Source organism: Sphingobium sp. B11D3B (assembly GCF_025961735.1).
Classification (GTDB): domain Bacteria; phylum Pseudomonadota; class Alphaproteobacteria; order Sphingomonadales; family Sphingomonadaceae; genus Sphingobium.
Window position 1 is genome coordinate 1,217,441 of record NZ_JAOQOF010000001.1, and the last position, 14,531, is coordinate 1,231,971.

Genomic DNA, 14,531 nt, shown 5'->3' on the forward strand with positions numbered 1-14,531 from the left:
CGGAGACCGCCGGTTAACTTCTCGCGGAGATCCCGGCGCAGGGAACGATGTCGACCGGATGGAAGTTTCTCTCCAGCGATGAGGACGACAGGTCGAAAGATGATGTTTCCGCAGGAGAAACCCTCAGAATCTTTAGATGCCGAGACCCTATCCCCGGCACTACCCGATGACATCATTGCGGCAGCCATGGCTGTGCTCGAAACCGCCAGTCAGGCGGAGATCGGGATCGCCACCGCAGAAAGTTGCACCGGCGGCCTGCTCGCATCGCTGCTGACCGATATCGAGGGCACCAGCAGCGCCTTTGACCGGGGCTTCGTGGTCTACAGCGAGGATGCCAAATGCGATCTGCTCGGGCTCAGCCATAAGCTTGTCGAGGATTGCGGCGCGGTGAGCGAACCCGTCGCGCGCGCGATGGCTGAAGGGGCCTTGCGCCGTTCCAAGGCGCGACTGGCGATTGCGATCACCGGCTTTGCCGGACCCGGCGCCTCCGACGATGAGCCGGGGCTGGTCCATTTCGCGTGCGCCGCGCATGGGGCGGAGACGCGCCACAGCGTCCATCACTTCGGCGACATCGGGCGCGGCGCGACCAGGATCGAATGCCTGCGCGTTGCCCTTGCCGTGTTGAGCGAGATGCTCGCCGAGGTGGTCGCCGATCCGCAGCGGGCCGCGTGAGGCCGCCCATGGCGACACCGGCACCCGATGGCATCACGCAGGAGCATGAGAGCAACAGCCGGCGGGCCAATCCCTGGCCACTGGTCCTGCTCACGATGATCTTGGGCGCCGGCCTGACCGGCCTGTTTGCAGGGCAGGCCCCTGTCGTGCGCAAAACCTCGAACGACCGCATCACCCTCGTCGTGCAAACGCCGGAAACGCTGCGCAACGGCATGGTTTTTGAGACCATCGTCGAGGTGACGCCGCGCAAACCGGTCGGTGAGCTGGTGATTGCCGTGTCGGATGACCTCTGGCGGGAGATGACGATCAACACGATGATCCCGGCCGCAAGCGAGGAACGCTATAAAGACGGTTCTCGCCAGTTCTCGTTCGGCGAGGCGAAGCCCGGCGAGACCTTCCGCTTCAAGATCGACGGGCAGATCAACCCGCCGCTGTTCGCCGGCACGCGCGGCAAGATCGCCGCCCTAGACGGGGAGCGCGAACTCGCTGCCCTGCCCGTCCACATCAAGGTCTTGCCCTGATGGATATCATCCTGCGCGCCAGCGTGATGTTCTTCATCATGTACATGCTGCTCCGGCTGCTGGGCAAACGCGAGCTCAGTCAAGTCACGCCGTTCGAACTAGTGCTGCTGGTGGTGATGGGCGATCTCGTCCAGCAGGGCATCACTCATAATGATCTCAGCATGACCGGCGCCGCCCTCGCCATCGGCACCATCGCCTTCTGGGCGCTGGCGCTGAGCTGGATCACCTATCTTTCCCCGCGCGCCGAGCGGCTGCTGGAAGGCGTGCCGCGCGTGCTGATCAAGGATGGGGAACTGATTACCCCCAATATGCGCCGTGATCGCGTGACCCGGGCCGAGGTTGAAATCGAGATGCGGCTGGCGGGTATCGCCAACATATCCGAGGTCGCCTGGGCCATCCTCGAACCCAATGGCAAAATGAGCTTCATCGCGAAGAAGGATAACGGGCCGGCCAAGCAGGAAGATGATGACAAGGCCGTCTGACCGGCTCCACTGAACGCGCGGCCAATCTTTCCAGCTGAGCGAACGCGGCAGGGTTGCCCACAGGCCGGTGTCATTGTATCAGCAGGTCCGCCGACCAAACGAACTAATGTATTGGTTCAATCATGCGCATTCGCGACAACGCCGGTCTCACGCGATGAGGCCACGCACCGAGACCCTGACTCGTTCCACAGCGCTGCTGCTGCAGCCCGGCGACTTGGCGCTCCCTACCCGGCCCGAATGGCGCTCGTTCGCGCAGAGCTGGGATGACCTGCCCCGCGACATGTGGATGGCCGATGGCGGAACCTATCGCCGCCGCCGCTACGCTGCCTTTGAGATCGATGGCGACGCCTGCGCGCGCCTGCCGCACCGCGCGCATTATCAGGATCGCGATCACAATCCCTTGAATGGCGGCGTCGAACGCTGGTTTGCACCAGTGGCGGACGAACAGGCCGAGAGCGCGCTATTGCGCGATCTGATGCGGAATACTGCGGCGCACATTTCGCAGGCCAGCGGTTGCGAACAGCACGCATGGATGGTCGAGGCCCATCAGTTTCGCATTGAGGCCCTGCCCGACCTCCCCGGCCTTCCGACCCCTGAGGGGATGCATCAGGATGGGCGCGATTGGGTGTTGATCCTGCTGGTCGGCGGCAGCAATTATTCCGGCGGTGAGACCCGCGTCGAAACTGTTTCGGGCGCGTGCCTGCTCGAACACCGGCTCGCGCACGCCGGCGAAGCGCTGCTCCTCGATGACGGACAGGTGCGCCACGGAACCACGCCGATTCAGTCGGAAGCCGGGGATCTGCCGGCCTGGCGGGATACGCTGGTCCTGACCTTCGCGAACGCCGCGGGGCGCTGAGCGGCCAGCTTGGATCGCTTCTTCATCGTCACCGGCGGCTCCGGATCGGGCAAGACCACACTGCTCGATGCGCTGGCCCGGCATGGCATCGCGACCATGGCCGAGGCCGGGCGCGCGATCATCCAGCAACAGATGGCCGCAGGCGGCAGCGCCCTGCCCTGGGCCGACCGGGAGGCGTTTGCGGAGAAGATGCTGGCCTTCGACGTGACGTCCTATGAGACCGCAAAGGGACAATTCGGCCCGATCCTCTTCGACCGGGGCATCCCGGATGTCATCGGTTATCGTACTCTGTGCGGTCTTTCCATTCCGCACGATCTGGAGCGGACCGCCAGCGCGCACCGCTACAATAACGACGTCTTCATCGCCCCGCCCTGGGCGGACATTTATGCGCAGGATGCCGAGCGCAAACAGGACTGGTCGGAAGCCTTGGCAACCCATGAGGTCATGGCCCGGGTTTATTCCGACCTTGGATATAATCTCGTGCCGCTACCGCTTACGACTCCAGACGAGCGGGCGGATTTCGTGCTGCGCAGGATCAGCGCCAACGCCTCAGCCTGACCAACGACCGCGCGTTACACCAGCCCTCGCGCGGTACTGTCGCCCGCCGGCGTCAGCATCTCCACCACCTCATGAAGCGCGTGCTCGAGACGATCCCGTGACGGGATTGCGCCGAGGCACAGCCGCACGCCCGAGGGCGCACAGGGATCGACGGCCGGCGCATCGGGCGGGGTGAGCGCAATGCCGGCACGCAGGGCGCGGGCGCTCAGGCGCTCGGCATCGAGCATCGGCATCGGCATCCACACATGCAGGCTGCGCGACGCGCCGGGCACGGCCATGGCCTTGCCGAGAATGTCGCGGGCAAGCTGTGTCCGCATCTCCGTCTCGGCGACGAGCTCGTCGGCGATGCGATCGGCCGTGCCATCCTGCTCCCACTGGCTGAACACCAGACCGCCCAAGGACGGCGGCGTATAACCAAAGGCGCGGACACCGAGCAGCAGTCGGTCGCGAATCCCGGCATCCTCCGGCGGCAGTAAAAAGCCGAGGCGAAGGCCCGGCGCCACGGCCTTGGACACGGCCGCGACCATGAGCGTACGCTCGGGCGCCAGATCGGCGAAACTCTCCGGGGCGTCGCGATCCGCGAACACGCGATAGGCATCGTCCTCGACGATCATCAGATCCTGCGCGCGCGCCACCTCGATGATCTCTGCGCGTCGCGCGGCATCGAGCGTGATGGTGGTAGGGTTCTGCAGGGTCGGGATCAACACCACCACGCGCGCACCGGTTTCGCGGGCGGCCCGAGCCAGTGCCTCGGGTTCGAGCCCGCGTTGATCCATGGCGACACCGCCCAGGCGATAGCCGGCATGATCGGCCAGCGTCCGGATGCCGGGATAAGTGGCCGCCTCGCACAAGATCGTATCGCCGGGCCGCGCCAGCGCCGAGAAGGCCAGCGCAAGGCCGTGTTGGCCGCCATTGCACTGGATCACGCGATCCCGCGTGGCGCGCTGAACGCCATGGCGACGGTGGAGCCAGGAGGCTCCGGCCTCCCGGATGGATTCAAGCCCCTCGGGCGGGGCATAATTGACGGCTGTCGCCAGATCCGCGCGCTGTCGCACACGGCTCAACCCTTCACCGATCCAGCGCTCGGCAGGCGCGAGCGGCGGAATGTTGCGCGCCATGTCCAATGGCCCGCCCGCCTCGGCCGGCGACTGCGGCCGCGCCCGGTCCGCGACGAAGGAACCGCGCCCGACATGGCTGGAGATAAAGCCCCGCCGTTCCGCCTCGACATAAGCGCGGCTGACCGTCCCGACACTCAGCGCCAGACGATGAGCAAGGTCGCGCTGCGGCGGAAGGCGATCCCCCGGGACGAGCCGCCCCTCGCGCACATCGCGTTCCAGCGCTGCGACAAGACGCTCGTACATCGGCGCATCCTCGCCCGACACCTCCGGCCGCCAGTCCTTCATTCATCATCCTCGCTCGATTGAACCGGTTCAATATCACATTTGACACATGGATCAATCGCGATCATTTCCGCAAACGGGAGATCATCATGGATACCAGCCTGCTCGCGCCTTTGGCGCTCTACAGTTTCGTCTGCACGGCCACGCCTGGCCCCAATAACATCATGCTCGCCTCATCCGGGCTGGTGTTCGGATTCCGGCGGACGCTGCCCCATATTTTCGGCATCAACTTCGGTTGTGCGGCGATGCTGGCCTTGAGCGGGTTGGGCCTTGGCGCGATCTTCGAAGCCTGGCCGATCCTGCGCTGGGTGCTGCGCATCGTGGGCGCAGCCTATCTGGCCTGGCTTGCGGTGAAACTCTGGCAGTCCGAAGGCATGGCCCGGCGTGAAGGCGCGCATCCGATGACCTTCTGGCAGGCGGCGGCCTTCCAGTTCATCAATCCCAAGGCATGGGCGATCACGGTGCCTGCCATCGCTACCTTTACCGTGCCGGATCGGCCGCTGGGTCTGCAGCTTGCCGTGATCGTCGCGGCTTTCTCGCTCGTCGGCCTGCCCTCCATCGCGGGCTGGGCGGCGATGGGCGCCGGCGCGCGCGAATTGCTCGAGAGTCGCAAAGCCATGACCCTGTTCGTGCGGACCATGGCCATCATGACGGCGCTCACCGCCCTGCTGTTTCTGATCTAGGGAGATAGGCGCATGACCCGCGACGAGATGATGCGCTTTGCGACCCAGTGGATCGCCAACTGGAACGCGCGTGATCTGGAGGCGGTGCTTTCGCACTTCGCCGAGGACGGGCGCTTCATCAGTCCCTTGGCCAAGGAGATTGCCGGCTCGCCCATTATCGAGGGCAAGGCCGCGTTGCGCGCTTATTGGTCCGATGCGCTTGCGGTCACCACGGACATGCACTTCACCCTCCTCGCGGCGGTGTGCGACGTCGAGGCACAGGTGCTGGACGTCCATTATCTCGCGCAACGCAATGGCCGATCCCGGCGCGCGCTGGAGACGATGCGGTTCGTGGATGGCAAGCAGGTGGAAGGCGAGGCCTTTTTCGGCATCGATCTCACAGCCTGATAGCAGGCGCGGTTGCCAAAGCCCGCGCGAGCGTCTAGCAGGATCCGTACATCAAGAGTTGGGGCGACGCCCAACGCCAACCTGCCAATCCGGGCAAGGTGGCACTCCGCAAGGAGGATGTGGCCGAACGGCAATTATGCGGATCAAGCCACTCAGCGTCGACCCGGACAAGGACCGACGCACCGTGCCGATCAAGATACCAGACCACCTCCCCGCCCGCCGTACCCTGGAAGCGGAAGGCGTCCTCGTGATGGACGAAGGCACCGCCACGCGGCAGGACATCCGGCCACTACGGATCGGCCTGCTGAACCTGATGCCGGACAAGATCAGCACCGAGACGCAGATTGCCCGACTGCTCGGCGCCACGCCGCTCCAGATCGAGCTGACGCTGGTGCGGATCACCGATCACGCCACCCGCAATACCTCCGCCGATCATATGGCCGCCTTCTATCGCCCGTGGAGCGCGGTACGCAATGAGCGGTTCGATGGCTTCATCATCACGGGGGCGCCGGTGGAGCGGCTCGATTATGAGGATGTGCGCTACTGGCCGGAGCTGACCGACATCTTCGACTGGACACAGACCCATGTTCACCGCAGCCTGACGATCTGCTGGGCGGCGCAGGCGGCGCTTTATCACTTCCATGGCCTGCGCAAGCGCACCTTGGAGCAGAAGGCGTTCGGGATCTTCCCGCATCGCAATCGCCTGCCGACCTCGCCATATCTGCGGGGCATGTCCGACGTGTTCGACGTGCCGGTGTCGCGCTGGACCGAGGTGCCGCAGATGGAGCTGGAGACGGCGCCGCATGTGCAGGTCCTGGCCGATGCGCCCGAAACAGGCGCGGGTCTGGTTTATGACGAGGCCCGGCACATGCTCCACATGTTCAATCATCTGGAATATGATACGGAGACGCTCGCGCGCGAATATGCCCGCGATGGCGGGGACTGTTTGCCTGTCGACTATTTCCCGCAGAATGACCCAACGCGTCCGCCGCTGAACAGCTGGCGGAGCCACGCCCATCTGCTGTTCGCCAACTGGATCAACGACGCCTATCAAACCACCGCGTTCGACCTCGCACATGTCGGGCGGGGAGCCACTGCCGGTCTCGTGAAGGACATCATCGGTTCCGCGGGCGCCGCAGCCTCCAGTTGGCGAGGTGCGCGCCCGCTAGCAGCAAACTGCCCGAGACCGTGATCGCCGTTTCCAGAATCTCCCGGCTGGCGAACAGGATGCCGACCGCCATCAGCGCCAGGCCGACCGCGCCGATCGCCAAAGGCACGGGCGCGCGATGCCTGCGCCAACCACTCACCAGCGCCAAGGCGCTGGTCGGCACCGCGAGCGCGAGGACGACGGCGTGGAAGCTCTCGCCGGGATCGATCTGATCGGCGAAGGCCGGGAGGGCTGCCAGCAGCAGCGGCAGTCCCAGACAGTGGATCATGCAGGCGACGGAGGCGCAGACGGCAAAGCCATCCAGCCAGTCGTTTCTGCTCCGGGTTTGCGTGAGGGGAGATGCGGCGGCTGCGTGATTCAATTCCATGCCACTATTATGATATGGTATATCATGTCTTTCAAGGCATGGAGGCATTTAATTGGTCGGAACGCTACCTCTGAAGCAGCCCGCTATTCAAACGCTACGCGCCGCCAATCAGGGAGCGAACGCCTGAACAACGCGCAGCCGCCTACCCTCTCAGTTCCGCTAGCATTTAGGTGCGCGAGCGCGCCCGCAACGTGGAAAACTCCACGTCGCGGGCGTTCGCATTCACGCCTTGGGGATGACCGGCACCAGCAGATGGCTGTCATATTGACCACCGGTGTGGATGATATGCGTGCCGGCGTTGCGCAGTTCTTCGTGGCGCGCGAAGGGCAGCATCGGCAGGCCCTCGCGATAGATATCCATGCCCTTCACCACCACGCGCAATTGCTCGCCCGCCCGGAACAGCGTGGAGGACGGCCAGATCTCGATATCGACCGGCACCGGAACGCCCGGCTCCAGCGGCTCCTCGACCAGATGGCTGTGAACCGGCTGGAACGGCGTCGAGCGTGCCTCATCCAAGGCGCGATGGCTGGCCCGCAGCCAACCCAGTGCCACCGGACCATTTTCGAAGAAGGCGTAGAAGGTCATGCCGACCGGATTGCCATCGGCATCCAACTTCTGCAGCGCGACGAACAGGTCCATGTCGTCCGCGCCCTGCGCTTCCACCCACAGGCGCAGCTTCATGTAGCCGGTCAGCTCGGTATCCTTGTCGAAGCGGATATCGAAGCGGGCCTCGCCGGCTTCATCGAGCGGGTCATAGGAGGCGCTGGCTGCATTGCCCACGGGCTCGCCTTGCATCGTGCCGGTCGCGGCATCGAGATAGAGCGGCGTGTAGACCGTGCGTGCCAGCGGCCATTCCTGCTCGCCGCGCATGGTCCATGTCTGCGCGCTTTCGCGAACTTCGAGCAGCACCTTAGGCCAGTTGGCAAGGCCGCTCTCGACGCCTTTGAGATAGCGATCGAAGAAGACGCGGGCCAGTTCCTTGCTCTCGGGCATGTAGTAATGCGCCCATTTCTTGCGGCCATGGCCGATCAGCCATTTGTCCGCCGATGAGAATTGGCGGAAGGCCTCGAAGGTGCCGCGGGTATGCAGCGCCTGATCCGCCCAGCTGCCGACAACCAGCGCCGGAATGTCGATGGCCGACAGGTCGACTTCCTTGCTCGCCCAATAGGCATCGTACAAAGGGTGCGCCTGCACATTGGCGTTGGTATCCTCGTAGCGCTGATGGCCAAAGCGCAGATTGCTACTGCCGCGCGGCAGGAAGCCCGTCTCTCGAATGCCGCCATGATAGGCGAATTCGCGATACCAGTCCGAGAAGCCTTCCCACGGATTGATGGCGGCCAGATGCGGCGGCTTGAGCTGACCGACGAGATACTGGATCGCCGCGAGATAGGAGACGCCGGTCATGCCGACCTTGCCATTGCTCCAATCCTGCACGCCGAGCCATTCGATGAGGTCGTAGCAATCTTCCCCCTCGCCAAGGCCGTTGTGGCGCACCTCCCCTTCGGACTGCCACATGCCGCGCGAGTCCGCATTGCAGACGGCATAGCCGTGCGCACACCAAAAGGCCGGATCGGGCGCCTCAAAGGCGGTGAAACGCGACATCCAGCCCGCCTCCACGCCCGAATGAGGCGGGAAGAGCTTATCGGACAGGCCATGCTTGCCATAAGGGCTCCACCCCAGCAGCACGGGCAGCGGGCCGTCGGCGGCATCGGCGGGACGATAAAGATCGACATAGATGTGAACGCCGTCGCGCAGCGTCACCTGGATATTGCGGTCGATGAGGAGGCCGTCCTCTTCCCACTGCTCATGGGCAATCGGCGGCAGCGGCGGCTTGCCCGGCGCTGTCGTGGGATCAATGCTATCCTGCATGATCAGCGTGAAGCCGGCCGTATCGCTCATCGACTATCCTCTCGTCTGGAAATTAAAAATGCCCGGCGATCGGTTCGACCGCCGGGCACATCATTAACGGATCAGAACTTGAACCGGGCACCGATGCGGTAGGAACGGCCAACCACGTCATACAGCACGTTGTTGGTCGGACCGAAGCTGGACGGCGCGTCCACCGGCGGATCCTTGTCGAACAGATTGTTGATCGCGCCGAAGATCTCCATCTTCTGGTCGCCACGGTTCCAGACCGCGACGCTGCCGTTCAGGTTCACATAGGTCCACGGTGCGATGTAGTTGTCGTTGACGCTGTTATCGAGGTTCGGGTCATAGCCATATTGGCCAGGCCCGATCAGCGAGTTGTTGTAGGTGCCGCTGGAGATGTGACGGACCTGCACCTGCAGCGTGGCAGGCTCCGCATTGAACGTCACATAGCCGTTGATGATGTAGCGCGGCATGCCCGACGGCTGCGAAACCGGCGAGCCGTTCATGCCGGCACGATCGACCGTACCGCTGGCCGAGTTGGTGATCAGATCGTCGATGATCGTCGCCATGCCGCGCAGCGAGATGCTGCCCCCGAACAGGTTGACCGGCAGCGTGTAAGCGGCCTCGATGTCCCAACCGCGCGTGATCAAGCTACCCAGGTTCACGTTCGTGTTCACGATCGACTGGATATCACCGAAACGACGCCCCGGAGCGACCGGACCGCGGGTAATGAGGCTGCAATATTCCTGGATGCCATCGCGCTCGCAACCATCGACGATGACCTGCGCACCTAGCTGCGACACAGCCTTATCAAGCTTGATGTCGAAGTAATCGATCGAGAAGCGCAGGCGACCGGCACTGCCCAGATCGGGCTGCAGGACGACGCCGACCGTGAAGGTATCGGCTTCTTCCGGCACCAGCGTGGAATCGCCGCCGAGCAGCACGGAGGTGAGCACCTGACCGCCTTCGCTCGGGCGAACGTTCTGGAAGCTGGTTTGCAGCGGCCCGAACAGCTCGAAGAGGTTGGGCGCACGAATGTCGCGCGAGCGCGTCGCGCGCACACGCAGCCAGTCAAGCGGCGAAGCCTCGACACCGACCTTCCAGGTCATGACATCGCCGCTGGTCGAGTAGTCCGTGTAACGCAGCGCGCCGTTCAGATAGACGCCCGGCGCGACGGGAACGTCGAGTTCGCCGAAGGCCTCGAAGACATCGACCTTGCCGTCGATCGGCGCGCCCGGGCCCGTGTAGAACTGCAGCGCCCGCGAGATCGCATCGGCATTGCCGCGCGCGATATCCTGGCGCAGCTCGACACCCGTTGCGGCCTTGATCGGACCGGCCCAGCCCTGGAACAGCGTGCCGTTCATCGATGCGGCAACGACGTTCTGGGTGATCCGCGTGTCCTGCTCCACCGTGCCATGCGTCCACGCCTTGGCGGCGGCCGAGAAGTTGTTCTCACCGAACGGGTTCAGCGGAACGCAGCCAGCAGCCGCCGGGTTGCCCTGCAGGGTTGCGCGGCACACGATGTTGCCGTTGGCAGGACCGCCGTTGAATTCGCCCTGATCGACGGCGTCGATGGCAAACTGCAGGCGCGGCGTGATCGAGGTGTTGTAGCCGCGCTGCCAGTAGTCGGTGCGGCCGAACTGGTAATAAGCATCGAATTTCCAGTCGCCCCACATTTCGGCATTGATACCCACGACCGCGCGGTAGGTGTCGCGCTTCACGGTCGAACGCTGCGGCCCGAGGTCGTTCCACACGCGACCCATGTTGAAGGACGGCAGGCCGACGCTCGCCATGGTGGCTGCGACCGAATCCGGCAGGAAGGCGTTGTCGGCGCGGATCACCAGCGAACCCAGGTCGCGACGCTGCGCCCCGATGGTGGAGCCATTGACGCGGCTGTAGGAGCCCTCGGCGAACAACTCGACGCCGTCAGCCACTTCGAACTTCAGATGGGTGAAGCCATTGAGGCGCTCGACGGGCGCGGCGATCGGGAAGTTTTCGTAGAAAGCCTGACGCGCATCGCCACCACCGCTCTGGAAGATCGGCACGCCGTAATAGGTGCCATAATCATGCGGCACGAGCGTGCCGTCCGGGCGAAATTCCATGCCGCGCAGACCCGACGCATTGAAGGCTGCCGCGTTCGCAGCCGGCCCAGAGACGATGAGACCATTATAGGACGCCGTCGCCGTGCGCGTATTCGGCAGGATCAGCGTGGCGGGCAGCCCCGCGCCGACGCGGCCCAGACTCCGATTGGCGGGGTTAACGAGCGGATTGGCGACTGTGTTGTAAGCCAGCGAGCACCAGTCGCGCGAATAGCAGCCATCGGTGCCCTTATTATCGGAATACTCGACGCCCGCGATGATGTGGCCGCGACCACCGGCAAAGCCCATGCCGCCGGCCAGCGCGAACTGATATTCCTTGCCGTCACCCGCATCGTTGATGCCGTACTGCGCCGAGCCCTTGAGGCCGGTCAGGTTGGTGTCGAGAATGACGTTGACGACGCCCGCGACGGCGTCCGAGCCGTAAGCGGCCGAGGCACCCCCGGTCACCACGTCGACGCGCTCGACCAGCGAGGTCGGGATGATGTTGAGGTCAACCGCGCCGGCATTGGCGAAGGAGCTGCCCTGCACGGTCGAGGCCACCACGCGGCGGCCATTGATGAGCACGAGCGTGCGGTTGGCGCCGAGGCCGCGCAAGTCGGCGGTGGAGGCGCCGATGTTGTTGGCGAAGATCGCGTTGGTGCTCGGCGTCGCCTGCGGACGGAAGGACGGCAGCTCGTTCAGCACCTGCGCGACGTTAACGGCGGCTTGGCGCGCGATCTGCTCACCGCCGACGACGGAGACGGGCGTGGGCTGATCGAAGCCGGTGCGGGCGATGCGCGAGCCGGTGACGATGATCGCCTCGCCAGCCTCATCATCCTGCGGCTGCGCGGCGTCCTGGGCGAAAGCGGGCGTGGCGACAAAAGCCATGCCGAGCGCGAGAGCGCTCAGGCTGGCACCGGCACCGGCCCTCAAAACGCGCGAACGGGTAATGAATGGGGACATGGACAATCTCCTCTCCTGATCAGGCACTAGGCACAAGCTTTGCCGAACGACGCGCGCGCAAAGACAATGCCCGCCCCCGTTCGACATGCTGGAAAAACAACGATGACGGACTATCAAGGGAGAATTGATCCCTCAACACCTTTAGCGCGAGTTAACTGCCTCATTGGCGAGGTGTGACATATCCGTCACAAAACCGGGGCTTTGCGTTGAAAAAGTCCACTCGGATGGGGGTTTCTGAGCACCAAAACCCCCAAAGAGGTCAGGGAGCGAGGGGAATAGTCTCAGCCTCGGCGAGGATCAGGAGAAAGTCCTCCCGGGCGTCGGTCCAAACCTGCCGGTGGGTCCAGCCACCGGCCGAAAGCAGAGCGCGGGCGGACTGTTCAGTATATTTGTGGCTGTTCTCAGTATGGATGGTTTCCCCATCGCGCATGAAGAACAGGCGGTCCTCGACCTGGAACGCGACGTCCCGATGCGCCTCAAGATGCATTTCGATCCGGCTCGCGGAGGGGTTCCAACGGGCGACATGGTGGAAATCGTCCACGGGAATGTCCGCGCCCAGCTCCCGGTTAATCCGGTGCAGGAGATTGAGGTTGAATTGAGCGGTCACGCCTTGCGCGTCGTCATAAGCGGCGATCAGGCGATCGATTGGCTTCACCCGGTCGATGCCGATGAGCAGCCACGAGCCATGGCCGAGCGTGTCGCGCATCGAGCGTAAGAGGTCCGTCGCGGCGAAGGGCGCGAGATTGCCGATGGTGGAGCCGGGAAAGAAGCCGAGCATCGCACTGCCCCGCAGCGCGGAGGGCAGCGCCACGGTCTTGGTGAAGTCGGCTTCGACGGGATAGATTGGCAGATCCGGCAGCAATTGCGCGAGATCGGCATTGGACTGGAGGAGAAATTCCCCGGAAATGTCGATCGGCACATAAGCGGAAGGACTGACCTGCCGCAGCAGATGCGGGGTCTTGAGCGAACTCCCGGAGCCGAACTCCACAACCACCCGCCCCTCCCCGATCAGGCCTGCGACATCACCGCAATGGGTCTTGAGCAAGCCGATTTCCGTGCGGGTCGGGTAATATTCGGGCAGCCGCGTGATATCCTCGAACAGTTCCGAGCCGACAAGATCGTAGAACCAGCGCGCCGGGATGGCCTTTTGCCGTTGCGACAGGCCCGACAGGACGTCCTCGCAAAATGCATTGTTGCCTTCGTCGAGCGCGCAGCGGTCCAGCAGATCGAGTTTGGGCATCGTCGCCATGGTCAGCAGTCCTTTGCGAGCCGCAGTCCGGTGAACTGCCAGCGCTGATGAGGGTGAAAGAAATTCCGGTACGAGGCGCGCATGTGCCCGCGTGGCGTGGCGCAACTCCCGCCCTTCAGCACGAATTGGCTACTCATGAACTTGCCATTATACTCGCCGACCGCGCCCTCGGCGGTGCGAAAGCCGGGATAGGGTCGATAGGCCGAACCGGTCCATTCCCAGACATTGCCGAACAGCGAGAGCAGGCCGGGCCCATCTTCCGGGCAACGCGGCGCGACCGGTCCCGGCCCGTCAAGCTGGATGCCGGTGTGAGGATCGGCACCCTGCGCCGCCGCTTCCAGTTCCTGCTCGGTGGGCAGGCGCGCGCCGGACCAGCTCGCAAAGGCATCGGCCTCGTAGAAGCTGATATGCGTGACCGGATCGGCATCATCCAAGGCCTGCCAGCCCGAAAGACTGAACTGCTCCCAGACGCCACCCGATTCCCGCCAGTAGAGTGGACGGCCGATCCCCTCGCGATTGCACCAATCCCAGCCGTCTGACAGCCACAGGGATGCCGTGCGATAGCCGCCATCCTCGATGAACGCCCGCCACTCGCCATTGCTGACCGGCCGGTTGGCGAGCGCATGGGGCGCGAGATAATGGGGATGACGCGGCTGCTCATTGTCGAAGGCGAAGGCGCCAGCGCCATCTGCATGACCGACCTCGACAAGGCCGCTCGGCCGCTCGATCCAACGCGCGGCCGGGGTGTCGCTATGTCCTCGCGGTTGTGCGGGCCACAGGGCGACATCGAGCGGGTTGCACGAAAACAGATGCTTGAGATCGGTCAGCATCAGTTCCTGATGCTGCTGCTCATGATGGAGGCCGAGGGTGAGCAAGTCCGGGCACGCCTCCGCGAGCAGAGGCATCGCGTTCAGGACCGCCTCATCGACCCGCGCACGATAATCGCGGACCTCCGCGAGCGTCGGGCGCGTGAGCAGGCCTCGATGCGGGCGCGGATGTCGCGGCCCCTCCGCTTCGTAATAGCTGTTGAAGAGATAGGCCCAGCGCTCGTCATGCGCGACATAGCCCGGCACATGGTCGCGCAGCAGGAAGGTTTCGAAAAACCAGGTCGTATGGGCGAGGTGCCACTTGGCCGGCGAGGCGTCGGGCATCGACTGCACCGTCGCGTCGGCATCGCTCAGGGGCGCCGCCAGATCGACAGAAAGCGAGCGGACGGATTGGAAGTGGTCAGCCAGGTCTGCAGAACATGCCTCGGCGACCTGCGCGCGGCTGGCCATC

14 protein-coding genes and 1 riboswitch are annotated in these 14,531 nt (G+C 64.3%); of the genes, 8 read left to right on the forward strand and 6 right to left on the reverse strand.

Annotated features, from left to right (window positions below; all coding sequences use genetic code 11):
• Positions 1 to 186 precede the first annotated feature (186 nt).
• The 5 genes from M2333_RS05785 to M2333_RS05805 all read left to right on the forward strand — a co-directional run bounded on the left by M2333_RS05785 (position 187) and on the right by M2333_RS05805 (position 3,089).
• Positions 187 to 672: a CinA family protein gene (locus M2333_RS05785; RefSeq protein ID WP_264611136.1), complete on the forward strand. Its 486-nt coding sequence runs from the start codon at positions 187 to 189 to the stop codon at positions 670 to 672.
• An 8-nt stretch (positions 673 to 680) separates the two neighbouring features.
• The gene (locus tag M2333_RS05790; protein WP_264611137.1) at positions 681 to 1,193 is read left to right on the forward strand and encodes a hypothetical protein; all 513 of its coding nucleotides are present in this window, start codon (positions 681 to 683) and stop codon (positions 1,191 to 1,193) included.
• Positions 1,193 to 1,675 carry a DUF421 domain-containing protein gene (locus tag M2333_RS05795; protein ID WP_264611138.1) on the forward strand — a complete coding sequence of 161 codons (483 nt, stop codon included), beginning with the start codon at positions 1,193 to 1,195 and terminating at the stop codon, positions 1,673 to 1,675. Before M2333_RS05790 ends, M2333_RS05795 begins: the two co-directional genes overlap by 1 nt.
• Before the next feature lie 154 nt (positions 1,676 to 1,829).
• On the forward strand, positions 1,830 to 2,531 hold the full coding sequence (locus M2333_RS05800) for a 2OG-Fe dioxygenase family protein (RefSeq protein WP_264611139.1): 702 nt from the start codon (positions 1,830 to 1,832) through the stop codon (positions 2,529 to 2,531).
• Positions 2,532 to 2,540: 9 nt separating this feature from the next.
• Positions 2,541 to 3,089, forward strand: a complete 549-nt coding sequence (locus M2333_RS05805) for an AAA family ATPase (RefSeq protein ID WP_264594554.1) — start codon at positions 2,541 to 2,543, stop codon at positions 3,087 to 3,089.
• Between the two features lie 14 nt (positions 3,090 to 3,103).
• On the opposite strand, the gene M2333_RS05810 is transcribed toward M2333_RS05805, so the two are convergent.
• Positions 3,104 to 4,492: a PLP-dependent aminotransferase family protein gene (locus M2333_RS05810; RefSeq protein WP_264611140.1), complete on the reverse strand. Its 1,389-nt coding sequence runs from the start codon at positions 4,490 to 4,492 to the stop codon at positions 3,104 to 3,106.
• A gap of 86 nt (positions 4,493 to 4,578) precedes the next feature.
• Here M2333_RS05810 and M2333_RS05815 point away from each other — a divergent pair, with 86 nt between their 5' ends.
• The 3 genes from M2333_RS05815 (at position 4,579) to M2333_RS05825 (ending at position 6,751) form a co-directional block, all read left to right on the forward strand.
• The gene (locus tag M2333_RS05815; RefSeq protein WP_181559558.1) at positions 4,579 to 5,172 is read left to right on the forward strand and encodes a LysE family translocator; all 594 of its coding nucleotides are present in this window, start codon (positions 4,579 to 4,581) and stop codon (positions 5,170 to 5,172) included.
• A 12-nt stretch (positions 5,173 to 5,184) separates the two neighbouring features.
• Positions 5,185 to 5,559 carry a nuclear transport factor 2 family protein gene (locus tag M2333_RS05820; protein WP_264611141.1) on the forward strand — a complete coding sequence of 125 codons (375 nt, stop codon included), beginning with the start codon at positions 5,185 to 5,187 and terminating at the stop codon, positions 5,557 to 5,559.
• Positions 5,560 to 5,602: 43 nt separating this feature from the next.
• Positions 5,603 to 5,707: riboswitch (SAM-I-IV-variant riboswitch) on the forward strand.
• Between the two features lie 36 nt (positions 5,708 to 5,743).
• Positions 5,744 to 6,751 (forward strand): homoserine O-succinyltransferase, encoded by a 1,008-nt coding sequence (locus tag M2333_RS05825; protein WP_264612573.1) that lies wholly within the window; start codon positions 5,744 to 5,746, stop codon positions 6,749 to 6,751.
• Here the strand turns inward: M2333_RS05825 and M2333_RS05830 are convergent.
• The 5 genes from M2333_RS05830 to egtB all read right to left on the reverse strand — a co-directional run bounded on the left by M2333_RS05830 (position 6,675) and on the right by egtB (position 14,530).
• Positions 6,675 to 7,094 carry a MerC domain-containing protein gene (locus tag M2333_RS05830; protein ID WP_264611142.1) on the reverse strand — a complete coding sequence of 140 codons (420 nt, stop codon included), beginning with the start codon at positions 7,092 to 7,094 and terminating at the stop codon, positions 6,675 to 6,677. The two genes, M2333_RS05825 and M2333_RS05830, sit on opposite strands and share 77 nt — an antisense overlap.
• Before the next feature lie 222 nt (positions 7,095 to 7,316).
• Positions 7,317 to 8,993, reverse strand: coding sequence for a CocE/NonD family hydrolase (locus tag M2333_RS05835; RefSeq protein WP_264611143.1), 1,677 nt, complete (start codon positions 8,991 to 8,993; stop codon positions 7,317 to 7,319).
• A 71-nt stretch (positions 8,994 to 9,064) separates the two neighbouring features.
• Positions 9,065 to 12,004, reverse strand: a complete 2,940-nt coding sequence (locus M2333_RS05840; protein WP_264584969.1) for a TonB-dependent receptor domain-containing protein — start codon at positions 12,002 to 12,004, stop codon at positions 9,065 to 9,067.
• Between the two features lie 259 nt (positions 12,005 to 12,263).
• Positions 12,264 to 13,253 carry an L-histidine N(alpha)-methyltransferase gene (gene egtD, locus M2333_RS05845; protein ID WP_413716478.1) on the reverse strand — a complete coding sequence of 330 codons (990 nt, stop codon included), beginning with the start codon at positions 13,251 to 13,253 and terminating at the stop codon, positions 12,264 to 12,266.
• Positions 13,254 to 13,255: 2 nt separating this feature from the next.
• Entirely contained in the window at positions 13,256 to 14,530 is a 1,275-nt protein-coding gene (gene egtB / locus M2333_RS05850; RefSeq protein ID WP_264611144.1) for an ergothioneine biosynthesis protein EgtB, read from the reverse strand.
• Position 14,531: the final 1 nt, after the last annotated feature.